At 45.2% G+C, this 18,368-nt stretch carries 20 protein-coding genes; 8 read left to right on the top strand and 12 right to left on the bottom strand.

Translation table 11 applies throughout. From position 1 onward, the window contains the following. Positions 1–27 precede the first annotated feature (27 nt). Together rsmI and BLS64_RS02705 are read right to left on the bottom strand one after the other, a co-directional pair. The gene (gene rsmI / locus BLS64_RS02710; protein WP_093111458.1) at positions 28–702 is read right to left on the bottom strand and encodes a 16S rRNA (cytidine(1402)-2'-O)-methyltransferase; all 675 of its coding nucleotides are present in this window, start codon (positions 700–702) and stop codon (positions 28–30) included. Between the two features lie 9 nt (positions 703–711). Continuing rightward, complete coding sequence (locus tag BLS64_RS02705; RefSeq protein ID WP_245693360.1) at positions 712–1,479, bottom strand: hypothetical protein; 768 nt, start codon at positions 1,477–1,479, stop codon at positions 712–714. 92 nt (positions 1,480–1,571) lie between these two features. Here BLS64_RS02705 and BLS64_RS02700 point away from each other — a divergent pair, with 92 nt between their 5' ends. From BLS64_RS02700 to BLS64_RS02675, 6 genes are all read left to right on the top strand, one after another. Continuing rightward, positions 1,572–2,240 carry a thymidine kinase gene (locus tag BLS64_RS02700; protein ID WP_093111456.1) on the top strand — a complete coding sequence of 223 codons (669 nt, stop codon included), beginning with the start codon at positions 1,572–1,574 and terminating at the stop codon, positions 2,238–2,240. Then, complete coding sequence (gene alr / locus BLS64_RS02695; protein ID WP_093111454.1) at positions 2,212–3,321, top strand: alanine racemase; 1,110 nt, start codon at positions 2,212–2,214, stop codon at positions 3,319–3,321. The genes BLS64_RS02700 and alr overlap by 29 nt, the downstream gene beginning before the upstream one ends. Before the next feature lie 36 nt (positions 3,322–3,357). Then, on the top strand, positions 3,358–3,789 hold the full coding sequence (gene mscL, locus BLS64_RS02690; protein WP_093111452.1) for a large-conductance mechanosensitive channel protein MscL: 432 nt from the start codon (positions 3,358–3,360) through the stop codon (positions 3,787–3,789). Positions 3,790–4,138: 349 nt separating this feature from the next. Continuing rightward, complete coding sequence (locus tag BLS64_RS02685; RefSeq protein ID WP_093111450.1) at positions 4,139–5,128, top strand: aspartate-semialdehyde dehydrogenase; 990 nt, start codon at positions 4,139–4,141, stop codon at positions 5,126–5,128. Between the two features lie 105 nt (positions 5,129–5,233). Then, positions 5,234–7,381, top strand: a complete 2,148-nt coding sequence (locus BLS64_RS02680) for a prolyl oligopeptidase family serine peptidase (RefSeq protein WP_093111448.1) — start codon at positions 5,234–5,236, stop codon at positions 7,379–7,381. 89 nt (positions 7,382–7,470) lie between these two features. After that, positions 7,471–8,439, top strand: a complete 969-nt coding sequence (locus tag BLS64_RS02675; RefSeq protein ID WP_093112277.1) for an ABC transporter ATP-binding protein — start codon at positions 7,471–7,473, stop codon at positions 8,437–8,439. A 2-nt stretch (positions 8,440–8,441) separates the two neighbouring features. Here BLS64_RS02675 and BLS64_RS02670 read toward each other — a convergent pair whose 3' ends face one another. From BLS64_RS02670 to pdxA, 9 genes are all read right to left on the bottom strand, one after another. Next, on the bottom strand, positions 8,442–8,897 hold the full coding sequence (locus BLS64_RS02670) for a hypothetical protein (protein ID WP_093111446.1): 456 nt from the start codon (positions 8,895–8,897) through the stop codon (positions 8,442–8,444). Positions 8,898–8,900: 3 nt separating this feature from the next. After that, positions 8,901–9,569: a monofunctional biosynthetic peptidoglycan transglycosylase gene (gene mtgA, locus BLS64_RS02665; protein WP_093111444.1), complete on the bottom strand. Its 669-nt coding sequence runs from the start codon at positions 9,567–9,569 to the stop codon at positions 8,901–8,903. Positions 9,570–9,572: 3 nt separating this feature from the next. Further along, positions 9,573–10,688 carry an NAD(P)/FAD-dependent oxidoreductase gene (locus BLS64_RS02660; protein ID WP_093111442.1) on the bottom strand — a complete coding sequence of 372 codons (1,116 nt, stop codon included), beginning with the start codon at positions 10,686–10,688 and terminating at the stop codon, positions 9,573–9,575. 178 nt (positions 10,689–10,866) lie between these two features. Next, the gene (gene accC / locus BLS64_RS02655) at positions 10,867–12,219 is read right to left on the bottom strand and encodes an acetyl-CoA carboxylase biotin carboxylase subunit (RefSeq protein WP_093111440.1); all 1,353 of its coding nucleotides are present in this window, start codon (positions 12,217–12,219) and stop codon (positions 10,867–10,869) included. 50 nt (positions 12,220–12,269) lie between these two features. Then, on the bottom strand, positions 12,270–12,773 hold the full coding sequence (gene accB / locus BLS64_RS02650; protein ID WP_093111438.1) for an acetyl-CoA carboxylase biotin carboxyl carrier protein: 504 nt from the start codon (positions 12,771–12,773) through the stop codon (positions 12,270–12,272). 24 nt (positions 12,774–12,797) lie between these two features. Next, positions 12,798–13,793 (bottom strand): beta-ketoacyl-ACP synthase III, encoded by a 996-nt coding sequence (locus BLS64_RS02645; protein ID WP_093111436.1) that lies wholly within the window; start codon positions 13,791–13,793, stop codon positions 12,798–12,800. 177 nt (positions 13,794–13,970) lie between these two features. Continuing rightward, positions 13,971–14,168 (bottom strand): 50S ribosomal protein L32, encoded by a 198-nt coding sequence (gene rpmF / locus BLS64_RS02640; RefSeq protein WP_029033380.1) that lies wholly within the window; start codon positions 14,166–14,168, stop codon positions 13,971–13,973. 9 nt (positions 14,169–14,177) lie between these two features. Next, positions 14,178–14,714, bottom strand: a complete 537-nt coding sequence (locus BLS64_RS02635; protein ID WP_093111434.1) for a YceD family protein — start codon at positions 14,712–14,714, stop codon at positions 14,178–14,180. A gap of 96 nt (positions 14,715–14,810) precedes the next feature. After that, positions 14,811–15,857, bottom strand: a complete 1,047-nt coding sequence (gene pdxA, locus BLS64_RS02630) for a 4-hydroxythreonine-4-phosphate dehydrogenase PdxA (protein ID WP_093112275.1) — start codon at positions 15,855–15,857, stop codon at positions 14,811–14,813. Between the two features lie 59 nt (positions 15,858–15,916). Here pdxA and BLS64_RS02625 point away from each other — a divergent pair, with 59 nt between their 5' ends. Then, positions 15,917–16,510 (top strand): riboflavin synthase, encoded by a 594-nt coding sequence (locus tag BLS64_RS02625; RefSeq protein ID WP_093111432.1) that lies wholly within the window; start codon positions 15,917–15,919, stop codon positions 16,508–16,510. On the opposite strand, the gene BLS64_RS02620 is transcribed toward BLS64_RS02625, so the two are convergent. Then, complete coding sequence (locus tag BLS64_RS02620) at positions 16,507–16,713, bottom strand: hypothetical protein (protein WP_093111430.1); 207 nt, start codon at positions 16,711–16,713, stop codon at positions 16,507–16,509. The two genes, BLS64_RS02625 and BLS64_RS02620, sit on opposite strands and share 4 nt — an antisense overlap. A 581-nt stretch (positions 16,714–17,294) precedes the next feature. Between BLS64_RS02620 and BLS64_RS02610 the strand changes: the two genes are divergently transcribed. Continuing rightward, complete coding sequence (locus BLS64_RS02610; protein ID WP_093111426.1) at positions 17,295–18,356, top strand: transporter substrate-binding domain-containing protein; 1,062 nt, start codon at positions 17,295–17,297, stop codon at positions 18,354–18,356. The last annotated feature ends 12 nt before the right edge of the window (positions 18,357–18,368 follow it).

Genomic DNA, 18,368 nt, shown 5'->3' with positions numbered 1-18,368 from the left:
TTCTGAAGGTATCTGCAAAAAACCTGCTCAGTCTTTCTTTCCTCCTACCACGATCACGATCTCCCCTTTTGGAGGTTTGGCCTCAAAGTGAGCGAGGACCTCAGCCACCGTCCCCCGCACTGTTTCTTCGTGAAGTTTAGTGATCTCCCGCGAAACGGAAACAGGTCTTTCTTCTCCAAAATATTCTTTGAACTGGGAAAGGGTCTTCAGCAGTTTATGAGGAGATTCATATAAGATAATGGTGCGGCTCTCCTCGGCCAGGATCTGCAGGCGGGTTCGGCGTCCCTTCTTTACCGGGAGAAAACCTTCAAAAACGAACTTATCATTAGGCAATCCACTATTCACCAGGGCAGGAACAAAGGCGGTTGCTCCGGGAAGACAATCTACCTCGATGCCCGCTTCTACGCAGGCGCGGGTGAGCAAAAAACCGGGATCGCTTATAGCCGGGGTACCGGCATCACTAATGAGAGCCACGGTCTTCCCGTTCTGGATTTGCCGCACAACGTTTTCTACCGTCTTGTGCTCATTGTGCATGTGATGACTTTGCATGGGAGTGGCTATTTCATAATGCTTGAGCAGCTTACCACTGTTACGGGTGTCCTCGGCAAGAATAAGGTCTGCCTCTTTCAACACTCTAATCCCTCTAAGGGTAATATCTTCCAGATTGCCAATGGGGGTCGGCACCAAAAAAAGTTTAGACATAAATGCTTTTTACTCGAATTTCTTTTCAACTATGGCCAAAAAGCGGGATTCGTAATCCTCTTTTCCTTCCCAATTATTGTAGTCAGGTTTCACCATGTTGGCCACGAAATTCAGAGCCTCTTCTTTAGATTTTATGGTATTGAGCTGAGAAAGCACCCGGTTATAATCTGCAGTGCTGCCGTCAAAAAGGTGTTTTATAAAGGCGTGCCTGTCATTCACTCCAATGTGGATGCCCTTTTTCAGGCGGTCGTTCAATGACCGGGGTTTGTCGGCGTGTTGGCCGTTACTGCTCACCGGTTCGAACTGCGGCAGCTGGTCATAATGCACTCCGCCAATATCTTTCATATCGTTCTTCTGATAGTTTTTTGGTTGCACATGCTCAAAAAGTTCATCTACCTGTCGTGTTTCGGGGGGCATTTGCGCCACGATATCTTTTATCTTTTCGGTGTTAGGCTCGGTGATGGCTTCAGAATCGTTGTATTCCATTCCTGTTGGCGCATATTCATCCTCCTCTGTTTCTTCCGCGGCTTCTGCTGTCCTTTTCTCTTGAGGCGATTTTACCCTTTCCGCGGTATGTACCAATTCATTTTCCTCCTTTTTTTCTTCAGAAGTAAAAAGATTGGATTCAGTAAAATTCAATATGGTGAGCTTATCATAAAGCTGTCTCGCAAGTTCCCTTAGTTCGCCTGTAGAAACAGCGTCATGCCCTTTTAAAACCATGATTTTTTCGGCCAAAGTTACCAGTTCCTCTTTCAATTGCTTTTTCATAACTTTCATGCTTACGAATTAAATGCGGTTGTATTTTTGATAAATTTGTCACACCTTTATCAAAAAGCGAAGTTCGTTTTTTTGGTCTTGAAAAATACAAAATGTTTCTCGAAAATACAGTAAATCACAAGGAGCAATTTGGGTGGATAGAGGTTATATGCGGTTCGATGTTCTCGGGAAAGACCGAAGAGCTTATTCGCAGACTCAAACGCGCCAAATTCGCCAAGCAGAAGGTGGAGATCTTCAAACCCGCAATTGACACCCGTTATAATGAAGAGATGGTGGTGTCTCATGACGCCAATGAGATACGTTCAACTCCCGTGCCGGCGGCGGCCAATATAAGACTGCTGGCCGATGGCTGCGATGTAATTGGCATTGATGAAGCCCAGTTCTTTGACGAGGAGATCGTTTCGGTTTGTAATGATCTTGCCAACAAAGGTGTACGGGTGATCGTGGCCGGGCTGGATATGGATTTTAAAGGAAATCCATTCGGACCCATGCCCAACCTCATGGCTACTGCCGAGTATGTTACCAAGGTACATGCCGTATGTACCCGCACAGGAAATCTCGCCCAGTACAGCTACAGAAAAACTTCTAACGAGGACCTGGTGATGCTTGGGGAGACCGAAGAATATGAACCGCTTAGCCGTGGTGCTTTTTACAAGGCACGGTTAAAAGAAAAATTAAAGGAATTTGAGGTCCATGAGCCAGAAGAACTGAACAGGGATAAAAGAAGCGAGCATGCCGAAAGCCAGGGAGACCGTACTTGAAATAGATCTTAATGCCCTTGAGCACAACTACCGCTATTTGCGCTCTAAAGTAGACCAGGGCGTAAAGCTGATGGCCGTGGTCAAGGCTTTTGGCTACGGAAGTGATGTCACCGGAATAGCGAAGAAACTAACCGAACTTGGGGCCGATTATCTGGCAGTGGCCTATACTTCGGAAGGAGTTGCCCTTCGAAAAGCAGGGATCGAACTTCCAATTCTGGTACTCCACCCCCAATCCTATAACTTTCAGGAGCTCATTGAGAATTGCCTGGAACCCAGCCTTTACAGCGAATTCGTGCTGAAGGAATTCATAAACACTGCTGAAGAACTAAAGCAGAAGGATTATCCCGTCCATATCAAGTTCAATACCGGGTTGAACCGGCTTGGATTTTCAGAAAATGAAACCGATATAGTGCGAGACCTGCTTACCGGCACAAAAGCTGTTAAAGCCGCTTCCTTCTTTTCACATCTTGCCGCAAGCGAAGATTGGCGCGAAAGAGAATTTACCCTGGGACAGATCCACAGTTTTAAAAGAATCGCACTAAAACTTTTCGACGAACTGGGGTATCGCCCTCTGCTGCACATTTGCAACACCTCCGGGATCATCAATTATCCAGAAGCGGCCTTTGACATGGTGCGCACCGGCATTGGCCTTTATGGCTTCGGAAATGAAAAGCTGCAGGATGAAAAGCTCAAACCAATTGGCACTCTTAAGACGATCATCTCGCAGATCCATACCCTTAAAAAAGGGGAATCTGTAGGTTATAACCGCGCATTCATTGCCTCAAAACCTTCCAAAACCGCCACCCTTCCGATTGGTCATGCCGACGGGATCAACAGACAGTACGGCAACGGCCGCGCCGGCGTGATCGTGAACGGCAAGTATGCACCAATAATAGGGAACGTGTGTATGGACATGCTAATGATAGACATTACCGGCATTGACTGCAAAGAGGGTGACGAAGTGATCATTTTTGGCGGCCCACAGCACGCTACCGACTTTGCCGCGAAAGGGAACACCATCTCCTACGAACTTATTACCGGCATCTCTCAGCGTGTAAAACGCGTCCTGGTTGGAGAATAATTTTTATATTTAGTCTCTAACCAACTAAAAATCAACATGGGATTCTTCAAGGACTTCAAGGCCTTTCTTATGAAAGGCGACATCATTGCCCTGGCAACAGCAGTAGTTGTAGGTGCCGCTTTTAACAAGATCGTATCTTCGGTAGTAGCCGATATCATCATGCCGCTGATTGGAGTGATCACAGGAGGAGTCGATTTTTCGCAGAAGTTCGTTTCTCTCGACGGCAATTCATATGAGACTCTGGATGCCGCCAAAGAAGCCGAAGCCGCAGTGATCACCTACGGAAATGTGATCCAGGCCATCATCTACTTCATCATCGTAGCTTTCTTCATCTTCCTAGTATTGCGCGCCTACGAACGCACCAAGACCAAAAAGGAAGCGCCTAAAGTGACCGAACCCAAAGGGCCTTCCCAGGAGCAGTTGCTTACCGAAATTCGGGATGAACTGAAAAAACAGAATAAGTCATAATATAAATTAACTTCACCAAATATTAATAAGGCAGTTGAAAACCTTATTTTTGTGAAACTAGAATAGAACGCTCGTAGTAACCGCTACACTGCATATTATTTAATCCCTAAACCCCGGAAAATCTCCGGGTTTCTTTTTTGAAACCCCTCATATTTAACAATTTGTATAAAGTGGTTATAAAGAATTCCATTTTCACTTTTTTATTGCCCTCTTTTTCTTTTAATCAATGCCGGTACAATACCTTTGCACCCAGTTATTCAGGAAAGGTTTTTGTAATGAATAGCTGTGAAAAACTGAATTTTTAATCCTTCTCAAAAGGACCCTTTTTGAGAGGCCATAAAATAAGAATATGAAAGTAGCAGTAGTAGGCGCCACCGGTATGGTGGGCCAGGTAATGTTAAAAGTGCTTGCAGAAAGGAATTTCCCGGTTACGGAATTGATCCCCGTTGCTTCGGAAAGGTCTGTTGGTACAAAAATAGAATTCCGCGATAAGGAATTTGAGGTAATAGGATTAGAGGATGCGGTTGCAAAAAAGCCTGAAATAGCCCTTTTTTCAGCGGGAGGGGAGACTTCCCTGGAATGGGCCCCAAAGTTCGCTGCAGCCGGCACAACCGTGATTGACAATTCTTCGGCCTGGAGAATGAACCCGGAGAACAAACTTATCGTGCCTGAGATCAATGCTTCAGAATTGACTTCCGAAGACAAGATCATCGCAAACCCAAATTGCTCTACCATTCAAATGGTGATGGCATTATCTCCGCTGCACAAGAAATACAATATTAAGCGCGTGGTGGTTTCTACTTACCAGTCCATTACAGGAACCGGGGTAAAAGCCGTTGAACAGCTTGAAAATGAGTACGCCGGGAAGCAGGGAGAAATGGCGTATCCCTACCCCATTCACCGCAATGCCATTCCGCATTGTGATGTTTTTGAGGAGAATGGCTATACCAAGGAAGAGATGAAACTCACCAACGAGACCAAAAAGATCCTGCAGGACGATTCTGTAGCGGTTACCGCTACGGCCATCAGGATCCCTGTAGTGGGTGGTCACAGTGAATCGGTGAACATAACCTTTGAAAATGATTTCGAGATCAATGAGGTACGCAGGATCCTGAGCGATTTCCCCGGAATCAAGGTACAGGACAACCTCGACGTCAACACTTACCCTATGCCTATTTATGCTGAAGGAAAAGATGACGTTTTCGTAGGAAGGATAAGAAGGGACAACTCGCAGGCCAATTCGCTCAACATGTGGATCGTGGCCGACAACCTGAGAAAAGGTGCCGCCACCAACGCCGTGCAGATCGCAGAATATCTTGTAGAGAACAAGCTTGTATAACCACTTTTGGAATAACAAAGGCTGCCCTTTATTGGCAGCCTTTATTTTTTCAGCAAAATCTGAAGGAATTTCTTACTTTTAGAGCCTTCTCATAAATACTTAAAAATGAAAAAAATATTAATGAGCATCTGCGCAGCCGGAACCTTAGTTTCCTGCGGAGATCAAATCTCAAAAAACACCACTGCTTTGGATTATCCTGAAACTAAAAAAGTCGATACCGTTGACACCTACTTCGGGACAGAAGTGAAGGATCCTTACCGCTGGTTGGAAGACGACCGCAGCGCAGAGACCGAAACCTGGGTAAAAGCACAGAATGAGGTGACTTTTGACTACCTTCAAAAGATCCCTTTTAGAGAAGAGCTCGAAAACCGACTTTCTGCTCTTTGGAACTACGAAAAAATAGGCGCTCCATTCAAAGAAGGAGATTACATCTATTTCGCAAAAAATGACGGATTGCAGAACCAGTACGTGATCTACCGCAAGAAGTCTGAAGATGCCCCTGCCGAGGTATTTCTCGATCCTAATAAGTTCAGCGAAGATGGCACCACTTCTTTAGGCGGAATGAATTTTTCTGAAGACGGAAAAACCCTTGCCTATGCTATTTCTGAAGGCGGAAGCGACTGGAGAAAGATCATCGTAATGGATGCCGAAACAAAGGAGATCAAAGAAGATACGCTTCAAAATGTGAAATTCAGCGGAATTTCCTGGAAAGGCAACGAAGGCTTCTACTATTCAAGCTACGATAAGCCTGAAGGAAGTGAACTTTCTGCCAAAACAGATCAGCACAAACTGTATTACCACGAGCTTGGCACCAGTCAGGATGACGACAAGCTGATCTTTGGAGGAACCGAAGACCAGAAACACCGTTATGTTGGCGGAAGCGTTTCTGACGATAACCGGTACCTGTTCATTTCTGCCAGGAATTCAACTTCGGGCGGGAAATTGTTCATGATGGACCTTTCCGAAGAGAACCCAAAGCTAAAGACCATTTTAGGACACGAAGAAACCGACAGTTATGTTATCGACAATGTGGATTCCAAGCTTTACATCGTTACCAACCTTGATGCGCCAAACCGAAGAATAGTTACTGTTGACGCTTCAAATCCGGCTCCTGAGAACTGGGTGGATTTCATTCCCGAAACAGAAAATGTGCTTACTCCTTCAACCGCGGGCGGATATTTCTTCACCGAATACATGGTCGATGCGGTTTCTAACGTGAAGCAATACGATTACGAAGGAAAACTTATCAGGGAAGTTGAACTTCCGGGAGTAGGTTCTGCAGGCGGTTTCAGCGCAAAAGAGGAAGAAGATGTGCTGTACTACAGCTTTACCAACTATGTAACGCCGGGAAGCATCTATAAGTACCAGATCGAGGAAGGTACTTCTGAACTGTACAACAAACCCGCGATAGACTTCAATCCTGAAGACTACACCAGCGAGCAGGTTTTTTACACCTCAAAAGATGGCACCAAGGTGCCAATGATAATTACCTACAAAAAAGGTACTGAGATGAACGGAAAGAACCCGACCATCCTTTACGGTTACGGTGGTTTCAACATCAGCCTAACCCCTTCTTTCAGCATTGCCAACGCCGTTTGGATGGAGCAGGGTGGTATCTATGCCGTACCTAACCTTCGCGGAGGCGGTGAGTACGGAAAAGACTGGCATGATGCCGGAACAAAACTGCAAAAACAGAACGTTTTTGACGATTTTATCGCTGCAGCCGAATACCTTATCGAGAACAACTACACTTCAAGTGATTACCTGGCGATTCGCGGCGGATCAAACGGAGGGCTACTCGTGGGAGCTACCATGACCCAGAGACCTGAATTGATGAAGGTGGCGCTTCCTGCTGTGGGTGTGCTTGACATGCTGCGTTACCACACTTTTACTGCCGGTGCGGGATGGGCTTACGACTACGGAACAGCTCAGGACAATGAGGAAATGTTTAATTACCTGAAAGGTTATTCTCCTGTTCACAATGTGAAAGAAGGAGTTGAGTACCCTGCCACTTTGGTAACTACAGGTGACCATGACGACCGCGTGGTACCTGCACACTCCTTTAAGTTCGCAGCCGAACTTCAGGACAAGCAATCTGGTGACAATCCTGTGTTGATCAGGATCGAGACCAACGCCGGTCACGGGGCGGGAACTCCTGTAAGCAAGACCATCGAGCAGTATGCCGATATCTTCGGATTCACGCTTTACAACATGGGTTATACTCAGCTTCCTAAAGCTTCGCAAGAGCAATAATTTTTTGCCCTAATAAATCTTTAAAAAAGCCTTCTTCGGAAGGCTTTTTCTTTTTATATCCCGTAATTTTGCAGAAGAAAACCACTTCTATGCTACGGGTAAGGAACCTCTCTTTTGGTTACACCAGCAAACCCTTTTTAAAGAACCTGAGCTTCACACTCGAGAAAGGGGAAAATGTCTCGTTAATTGGTGCTAGCGGCTGCGGAAAAAGTACACTGCTGCAGTCCATTTACGGCCTTCATCATGTCGACGGAAAGATCTTTTGGAACGATGAACAACTGCTAGGCCCGAATTTCAACATAGTTCCCGGAGAAGATTTCATGAAATACCTTTCCCAGGATTTTGACCTGATGCCTTCCATCAGTGTAGCCGAAAATGTTGGGAAATATCTTTCCAACATGTTTCCCCGTAAAAAACAGCAGCGTGTAAACGAACTTTTGGACCTGGTCGAGATGAGGGATTTTTCAAAGATAAAGGCCAAAGTCCTTAGCGGTGGGCAACAACAGCGGGTGGCCCTGGCACGCGCACTGGCAAATCCGCCGGAGATTCTGCTTCTCGATGAACCTTTTAGCCATATAGATCACTTCAGAAAAAATAAGCTGCGAAGAAACCTTTTCTCATATCTTAAAGAGAAGAACATCACTGTAATAGTAGCCACCCACGACAGCACAGATGCCCTCTCTTATGCCGACAGGACCTTTGCCATGAAGGCGGGTCGCATTATTGCTTCGGGCACACCGCAGGAACTTTACCAGGATCCTAAAAATGGCTATGTAGCTTCCCTTTTTGGAGAGGTGAACGAGCTGCCGGCAGAGCTCTTTCTTTCAGATGTGGCTGCAAGAAAAAAGGTTATTCTTTATCCGCATGAGGTTAAGCTGGCTGATAACAACGGAATGAAAGCGGTGGTTAAAAAGACATTTTTCAGGGGGAATCATTTCTTGATCGCCACGGAAATGTCCGGGCACGAAGTGCTGCTCACACATTTAGAAGACCTGAAAGAAGGAGAACAGATACAGATCCAAATTGATGAGGAACTGCTCGGAAAAAGGATAAGGTAATATCAGTAAACCCTCTTAATGCTAAAGGTTTTCCCATTGAAACTAACCTCTTCGCCTTCGGCTTTTCCAGATAAGGCCATGGCTATGGGGGAACCAGCGCCCACGGCATAGAACTTACCTTCTTCTAAAGAAATTTCCCCCGCCGGAATGGCTATGAAATAGTTCGCCAGCGTAGTTTCCACTACCGCTCCAAAACCAGCCTTCATAAATGTCATTTTTGCATCTATCATTCTCGCGGTCTTTCTCAGCTTTTGATACTGCTCATGCTGGCCCGAAAGTTTTTCGAATTCAAGGTGCAGCATTGCCCTTCCAGTTTCGTACTTGTCGCCCATAGAACATTTGGTTTCCAGTTTCAGCGCGTCTTCCAGATCTTTGATCGCCGCATCTATCTTCGCAAGCCGCTCCTCGACATACTGCAGGCAGGCGGTGTATAATTTTTCTTTCGTCTCTGCACTCATCTTTTAAAATTTTAATCGCCCCAGGTTCTGCATTTGTCGCACGATCCAGTTCTTTCTATGCTGAATATAGCTGCTGGCCGGGCTCGCCCGGTATTCCCGCGGATTTGGCAGAATAGCCGCAAGAGCCGCCGCCTCATAAGCAGTGAGTTGTGCCGCGCTCTTACCGAACCAGAATTTTGAAGCAGCCTCGGCGCCATAAACTCCCCTGCCCATTTCTATGCTGTTGAGATAGACCTCAAGAATCCGTTCTTTGCTCCAGAAAAGTTCGATAAGGAAGGTGAAATACACCTCGAAACCTTTACGAACCCAGCTTCTGTGGGGCCACAGAAAAGCATTTTTAGCTGTCTGTTGTGAGATCGTACTGGCGCCGCGGGTGCGTTTGCCGGATTTGTTCTCTTTAATGGCCTTTTGGATCGCCGCATAGTCAAATCCGTTATGGTTTAGAAAATTCTGGTCTTCACTGGCCACCACCGCCAGCTGCAGGTTTGGCGAGATCTCTTCCATTGCCACCCAGTCATGCTTAAGCGCTTCTTCAGGATGTTCAAAATACCTAATTACCATCAAGGGCGTGGCAGGCACCGGAACCCATTTGTACAGCAAGACCCAGAGCACTGTGATGAGCAGGAACCACCCTATGAGCTTTAAAATGAACCTGAAAAATCTCTTTAGCATCCTTTATTCGATTAGATCTGCCAGTTCCCGCCCCACGTGGCTGCCTATAGCAACACCCATGCCGCCAAGACGCACCCCGCAATAAACATTTTCGGAAACCTGTTTCACAATTGGCTTTTTCTTCTCGCCTACCCCCATTATCCCGCTCCAGCGCCTGTCAATGCTGAATTCTTTCTTCGGAAGGATAGTGGTTTTCAATAGCTCTTCCAGCCTGTTCTGAATAAGATCAGTAAGTTCCAGGTCACAGGTCTCTTCGGCTTGGATATCCAGGTTGCGGCCGCCTCCAAAAAGGATACGATCGCCCACGTTCCTGAAATAGTAATAGCCCCTGTCCAGGTGAAAGGTGCCTTTAATTTTAAGGTTTTCAATAGGATCGGTGATCAGCACCTGTGCCCTGGCAGGTTTCACTTCGGAAAGACCCAGCTGGGAAGCGAATCCGTTGGTCGCAATAAGCAGTTTGTTGGTTTTAAAGCTGAAGTTATCTGTATTCACTTCTACGGAAGCATTCCCTTCGGAAAAAGAGTTTACTGAAACATTATTGAGGAGCTTTACCCCTGAAGCCTGCACCTTTTGCAGCAGCACGCTCATCATCTTCCCAGTATGCAGTTGGCCTTCGAACCGGTTAAAGATCAGGTTCTGCTGAATATTTTCAAAACCGAATCCATTTTTGCGAACGCTAAAAACATCCTCTTTAAAAATGGGTTTTAAAAGCCGGTTTATTTCGTGCATTTTTGAGCGGCATTCCTCGAACAGCTCTTCATCATCTTTGGTGAAAAGTTCATAGCCCCCGTTAAGCTGAAAGTCCATGTTGTCATCGCCCACGTTCTTGCGCAGCAATTCCAGGCCTTTTACCCGTTTTTGAACCAGTTCCAGGACCTCTTCTTCAGAATGGGATCCTAGATCGTCAAGGATCTCGCTAAGGCTCCCGAAACAGGCAAAGCCGGCATTCTTTGTACTGGCCCCATTGGGGAGCAGGCCTCTTTCCAGAACCAGTACTTTTGCCAGCGGAAAACGCTCCTTAAGCCGAAGGGCGCAATTAAGTCCGGTGATGCCGCTGCCAATGACAGTATAATCTATATTGGTAAACCAGGAATCCTGTTCCCAGAAAGAGAAGTTCATAAAATGTCTTTTTTAAAGGCAGTCAACGAAGTTATAAAATAAAAGCGTTAGGGACAGAAGCGGATAGCTTTTTAAAAGCGGCGCTTTTAAAAACTAAGAGCGAATGGCCCGCCGCTGTTGAAAACAGCGGAACGCCCAAAAAAGCCATAAAAAAAGCCCCTTTAAAAGGGGCTCTTTATTATTGTTCTTCAACAGGTTTCATTTTGAATGTCTCCATGAACTTGGTGGTGTAATTACCCGAAACATAATCGGGTTCATCCATCAACTGCCTGTGGAAAGGTATAGTGGTCTTAATTCCTTCGATCACAAACTCATCAAGGGCGCGCTTCATCTTGTTGATGGCTTCCTCGCGGGTTTGAGCTGTGGTGATCAACTTGGCGATCATAGAATCGTAGTTTGGCGGAATCACATACCCGCTATACACGTGGGTATCGATACGCACCCCGTGTCCTCCCGGAGCATGGAGATTGGTGATCTTACCCGGTGACGGCCTGAAGTCGCGATAAGGATCTTCGGCGTTGATACGACACTCGATAGAATGCAACTGCGGGAAATAGTTCTTTCCGGAAATCGGAATTCCTGCAGCCACAAGGATCTGTTCCCTGATAAGGTCATAATCTATAACCTGCTCGGTAATTGGGTGCTCTACCTGGATACGGGTATTCATTTCCATGAAGTAGAAGTTCCTGTGCTTATCTACAAGGAATTCCACGGTCCCCGCACCTTCGTATTTGATGAATTCGGCTGCTTTAACGGCAGCGTCTCCCATTTGCTTCCGAAGTTTATCGGTCATAAAAGGAGATGGAGTCTCTTCGGTCAGTTTCTGGTGGCGACGCTGTACAGAACAGTCCCTTTCTGAAAGGTGACAGGCTTTTCCTGAGCTGTCTCCCACTATCTGGATCTCGATGTGGCGAGGCTCTTCGATGAGCTTTTCCATGTACATCCCGTCATTCCCAAAGGCTGCGGCTGCTTCCTGACGGGCAGAGTCCCAGGCTTTGCGCAGGTCTTCTTTCTTCCAGATAGCACGCATTCCTTTTCCACCACCTCCCGCGGTAGCTTTCATCATTACGGGGTAACCAATTTCATCGGCGATCTTTTCTGCATCCTCATAAGATTCAAGGATACCTTCCGATCCCGGAACACAAGGTACTCCGGCAGCTCTCATGGTAGCCTTGGCCGTAGCCTTGTCTCCCATCTTGTCGATCATATCTGGGCTGGCTCCTATGAATTTGATATCGTGCTCGGCACAGATCTTGGAAAATTTGGCATTTTCAGAAAGGAATCCGTAACCGGGATGTATGGCGTCTGCATTGGTGATCTCTGCGGCCGCGATGATATTGGAAATCTTTAGGTAAGAAAGGTTGCTGGGAGCAGGGCCTATACACACAGCTTCATCGGCAAACCGCACGTGCAGACTTTCGGCATCGGCAGTAGAGTATACCGCCACCGTTTTGATGCCCATTTCCTTACAGGTGCGAATCACGCGTAAGGCGATCTCCCCCCTGTTGGCAATCAATATTTTTTTAAACATACCTGTATAGTTTTGGCTGTAGGGTAAAACTTACAGCTGTTGGGTATTTATTAAGATGGATCTACTAAGAATAATGGTTGGTCAAACTCTACAGGAGAAGCGTCATCAACCAGTACTTTTACGATCTTTCCTGAAACTTCACTTTCTATCTCGTTGAAAAGTTTCATCGCTTCGATCACACAAAGTACATCTCCTTCTTTTACAGAGTCACCAACTTCTACGAATGCTCCTTTATCTGGTGAAGGTTTTCTGTAGAAAGTTCCAATGATAGGAGATTTCACGGTGATGTATTTTGAATCTTCCTGAGGAGCTGCTTTCTCCCCGCTAGGAGCCGGAGTTTCGGGTTGCGCTGCCGGTGTCGGTTGTTGCTGTGGTTGCTGCAATTGCGGCTGCGCTTGCATTCCTCCCATAGGAACCTGTTGAACGATCGTGGTCTCTTTGTCTTCAGATCCTGTTTTGATAGTGATCTTCACATCGTCCATTTCCAGTTTAACCTCACTGGCGCCGGACTTGGCCACGAATTTAATTAGATTCTGAATTTCTTTTAAATCCATAATGTTTAAGTGTTGGGTGTTTTTTTAAGAATTATATGCCCATTTTAAATAGACAGAGCCCCAGGTGAAGCCTCCGCCAAATGAAGCGAATATAAGATTATCTCCTTTTTTCAGCTGCTTTTCAAAATCACTTAACAACAACGGTAAAGTTGCCGAAGTGGTATTGCCATATCGCTGAATGTTCATGAGCACCTTTGATTCTTCAAGTCCCATGCGGTTTGAAGTAGCATCAATGATACGCCTGTTTGCCTGGTGAGGTACCAGCCAGTCAACATCTTCATTAGTAAGGTTGTTGCGTTCCATGATCTTGGCACTAACATCGGCCATGTTGGAAACGGCGAATTTGAAAACGGTCTTCCCGTCCTGGTGCACAAAATGTTGTTTATCTGCCACGGTTTGGGCGGTAGCCGGGAGAATAGAACCTCCCGCAGAGATCTTAAGGAATTCTCTTCCCTGCCCGTCGCTTTTCAGGATCTCATCCTGTAGCCCAAGTCCTTCTTCGTTAGGTTCAAAAAGGGCAGCGCCGGCACCATCTCCAAAGATGATACAGGTAGTCCTGTCTGTATAATCAATAATAGAAGACATTTTATCTGCTCCTATCACAAGTACTTTTTTGTATCTGCCAGATTCAATATAGGCTGCCGCAGTAGACATTCCATAGAGGAAACTGGAGCAGGCTGCCTGCAGGTCGTAGGCAAAGGCATTGACCGCCCCTATCTGGGTAGCCACATAAACTCCTGTTGCCGCTACCGGTAGATCGGGCGTGGCGGTAGCCATAATAACAAGGTCTATTTCTGCGGGGTCAATATTGGCTTTCTCAATAAGGTCTTCTGCAGCTTTTATAGCCAAAAAGGAAGTTCCTTTATCGGGATCCTTAAGTATTCTGCGCTCCTTGATCCCCGTTCTTGAGGTGATCCATTCATCATTAGTGTCAACCATCGTCTCAAGGATCTTGTTGGTCAACACAAATTCGGGTACATATGCGCCTACAGCTGTGATCGCTGCTGTTCTTTTTTTCATGAAAAAGGATTTTTATGCCCTTGGTAATCAAAAACTTAAAAGCTTCTCAAAAACAGGAACTTATACAAGTTTCATTTTACAGCGGTGCAAATTAAGGTGTTTTTACCACTTTATCAACTTAAAACAAAAAACTCTCACAATGTGAGAGTTTTGTATAAAATTCAAAGCTCTATTTTATTAAGCTTCTACTTCTTCTGTGTTATCAATCAATACCTGACCGCGGTAATATAATTTACCTTCATGCCAGTGAGCTCTGTGGTACAAATGAGCTTCTCCTGTAGTAGGATCTGTAGCTATTTGCGGAACAGACGCTTTGTAATGCGTTCTTCTTTTATCTCTTCTCGTTTTCGAGATCTTTCTCTTAGGATGTGCCATGGCTGCGTATTATTTATCGTTTAATAAATTTTTCAATTTGTTCCAACGAGGATCTATCTCCTCCTCTTCTTTTGTTTCCTTTTCTCCCGGACTCAATTCTTCCAGTTTATCCAGTACTTCAGACTGCAAACTTCCGTCCAAAACTCCCGGGTGAACCCTTTTTGACGGAACGGATAACACAATTAGTTCATATATATATTGCTGAACATTCACCTCAAATTCGCCATGCGGCAGTATAAGAAGGTCTTCATTATCATCATTGTACTCTTCCCCGAACTTGATCACCAGGAACAATTCGCTTTCAATTGGCTGGTCATAAGGTTCATTGGTAAGGTCACAATAAAGGTTTACCGTTCCCGATGCTTTAAAAGTAAGCTCCATCATGGTGGTCTTCTTCTCCAAAAGAAGGTCTACCTTGACATCTGCACTATTAAATTCATCATATTCAAAATGTTCAAAGAACTTGTTGTCAATCTCGTACTCAAACCGGTGCTTCCCTAGTTTTAGTCCCACAAAAGGGATCGTAAACTCCTTTAATTTCCTCATTTCATCATCAGTTTCGAGTGCTTACCCCTCAGGATAAGGCGGGTGCAAAGATATAAAAATTAATGAACTGCAACTTCTTTATAAACAAAATTTTGTTTATATCTTTTTTCCCTGCTTTTTAAGGACGTTGCTGGTAAGTTCCATATATTCCTTTCTGTTCCTAAAGATGTCAATTGCCTTAAAGACAGCTTCTTTGAAAGAATTGTGGTCTGCCTGGTTCTTTCCGGCAATTTCGTAAGCGGTACCATGATCTGGAGAGGTTCTTACTTTGTCAAGACCGGCGGTAAAGTTGACGCCTTTTCCAAAGGAAAGAGTTTTAAAAGGAATTAATCCCTGGTCGTGATAAGCGGCGACTACGGCATCAAAGTTCTTGTAGTTCCCGCTCCCAAAAAAACTGTCTGCCGAATAAGGACCAAAAACAAGCTTCCCGTTGTTCCTCATTTTTTCAAGCGTAGGTTTCATCACCTCTTCATCTTCTTTACCTATTACCCCGCTGTCCCCGCTATGCGGATTGATCCCCAATACCGCGATCTTTGGCTTGGAAATCCTGAAATCCTGCTGAAGGGTCTTGGAAATAATATTGAGCTTGCTCTCTATTAATTGAGGGGTGATTGCAGCCGCAACGTCTTTCACGGCCACATGATCTGTAAGCAGTCCCACCTTAAGCTCATCTGTTACCATGAACATGAGGCTTTCTCCGTTCAGCTCTTGGGCAAGATAATCTGTATGCCCCGGAAATTTAAAATCCTCGCTTTGAATGGTGTGCTTATTTATAGGAGCGGTCACCAATACATCGATACTCCTCTCTTTAAGAGCCTTAGTGGCCGCCTCTAAAGACCTGAAGGCAAACTGACCTATTTTTTTATCCTCTTCGCCGAAATTGATGGAGGGATTTTCCTTCCATACCGTCACCACATTGATCTTTCCGTCAATGGCCTGCGAAGCATCATCAACCCCCTGAAAGCTGATCTCCATCTTGTACTTTTTCTTTAAGAAGCTAATGGTTTTGGCTGAGGCAAAGATCACCGGAGTACAAAAATCGAGCATCCTGTTATCCTCAAAAGTTTTCAGTACGATCTCGCTCCCAATCCCGTTGAGATCTCCAATACTGATTCCCACTTTTATATTTTCAGCTGACTTCATAAGGGTTCCCCGTTTTTGTTTTAATTTTATCTCCGCAAAGGTAACCAATATATAGTAAAATGTTTACAGGCATCATAGAAGAACTGGGAGAAATCAAGGAACTCACACCCAATGGAGATAATCTCAACCTAAAGGTGAAAGCGGCAATGGTGCCCGAGCTAAAAATAGACCAAAGCGTGGCTCATAACGGGGTGTGCCTAACCGTAGTCGAGATCGAAGATAATACATATACAGTAACCGCTATAAAGGAGACGCTGCAAAAGACCAATCTTGGGGATCTTAAAGAAGGTGACAAGGTTAATCTGGAGCGGGGAATGAAACTGGGTGACCGGTTAGATGGCCACATTGTGCAGGGCCATGTGGATCAAACTGCTATTTGCACTGAAATCCAGAAAAACGAAGGGAGCTGGCAGTTCACTTTTGAATATGATCCTTCGCTTCAGAATATCACCATTGAAAAAGGGTCTATTACCATAAACGGAGTGAGCCTGACGGTGGTGAATTCAAAAAAGAGCGAATTCAGTGTAGCCATCATACCTTATACTTATGACCACACCACCTTCAAATACTTTAAAGTAGGAAGCAAAGTCAATCTGGAGTTCGATGTTGTAGGAAAATACATCAAACGGCTCGCCGAGATCAACCGTCTTTAATTTTTCTTCAACCTAGGGATCTTCACAGCCCCGTAGATCATACCGGCCAAGAGCAACAGCGGCAGGTAATCGTCTATGGGCAGCGGCAGACCCGGAGGTGGTGGTACAGCGGCCGAAGTTGGCGCCGGCGGATCAGCACAGTAACCTTCCACGCTAAACAGCAGCAGGAGAGTCACTAACACAAAATTTCTCAGCTTCACCATATGTCGGAAAAGTATGGCAAAACTGTGAGACAAAAAAGTTAAAAATGTATTTTAACGATTTTTTGTGTATTTCATCGATAAAACAGACTTATATATTTAAACTCATTCAAGACCGTCAATTAGGTCTGCTCACCTTTCTTACCTGGTAAGCACCTAATATAATACCGGCGATCAGGAGAGGAAAGAGGTAGTCATTAATAGGAAGGCATAAACCCACAGGAGGAGGAACACCACGACCCTGGTCCGGTTGTCCGCAAGGACCCCGCACCCCGTTATCGTGAGATTTTGTTTGTGGCTCAGGAGGATTTTGTACCGGGAAAGCATAAACTCCCAAACTAAATGTTGCAAACAAAAGAATGTAAAGTAATTTCTTCATAGTTCCGAAGCAACCTCTATGGATGAAAAGATAGGGAGAAAAAACTGATCATCGCTTTATTTTCTGCTGTACTCTAATCTCCAAAAATATAAAATAAAAAATTCCTTTTCTACATATTACTCAATAAGTTATAAGTGAATTTAGAATTAGCATCACTCAGTTCCATACAAATTTGTAGGTTTGAACACCATTTATTTGTTAAAATATGAGATCTATCTTCCCCCTTTTGTGCTTTCTGCTCTTCAATCTCTCTGGAATTGCACAGGACAGCACCCAAACCTTTTCTGAAAAACTGATGATCGGCCTGACCGAAGCCCCGCCATTTGTTATGCAGGAGAACGGCCGGTTGAAAGGCCTTAGTATTTCCTCCTGGGTGCTGGTGAACCGGGAGCTGGAAAGCGAGTTCGAATACAAAGTCTATCCGGACCTCAATTCGCTTTTAACGGCGGTGGAAAACGGGGATGTTGACTTCAGTATAAACCCTATTACAGTGACCGATCAAAGAATGAAGCGAATGGATTTCTCGCAGCCTTACTTCATTTCCCACACGGCAATAGCCCGAAGAAGCGGCTCAAAAGTCTGGGGCTATCTCTCCAATATGCTCAGCTGGAACTTTATTTCCGCCATTCTTATTCTTGTAGGGGTAATCTTCCTTTTCGGATTTTTGGTATGGATCTTTGAACGCAAAGTTAACAAGGAAGAATTTGGAGAGGGTCCCCGGGGGATTCTGCAGGGATTCTGGTGGAGTGCGGTTACCATGACCACTGTGGGCTATGGAGATAAATCTCCCCGCACCTTTGGCGGCCGGTTCATTGGCCTGATCTGGATGTTCCTTGCCATCATCATGATCTCCAGTCTCACTGCAGGTATCGCTTCTTCGCTTACCGTGCAGAACATCCAGGATGAGATCACCTCGATCGAAGATCTCGGAAGGTTTGATGTTGCCACAGTGAAAAGTTCCAGCTCCCTGGAACTGCTAGAACAATATAATGTAGAGTCGCAAAATGTTCTTAATGCTGAGGAAGGCATTGACCTGTTACTGAATAAGCAAACAAATCTCCTGGTTTACGACCAGCCTATCCTTAACTATCTCATAGAACAGAAAGAGCTGGAAGATGAGCTGGAGGTTCTGCCAAAAACCCTTAAAAAAGATTATTTCAGCTATAGTTTTCCTAAAGGATCGACACTCATCAAAAAGATCGATCCCCTCCTGGTAGGCACGTTAAAATCAATGGAATGGAATACCCTTATCAAGGATTACAAATAAGCTGTATAATAG

The sequence above is a fragment of the Salinimicrobium catena genome (assembly GCF_900102915.1).
Lineage (GTDB): Bacteria > Bacteroidota > Bacteroidia > Flavobacteriales > Flavobacteriaceae > Salinimicrobium > Salinimicrobium catena.
This window is presented reverse-complemented; position numbering and strand designations above follow the sequence as displayed.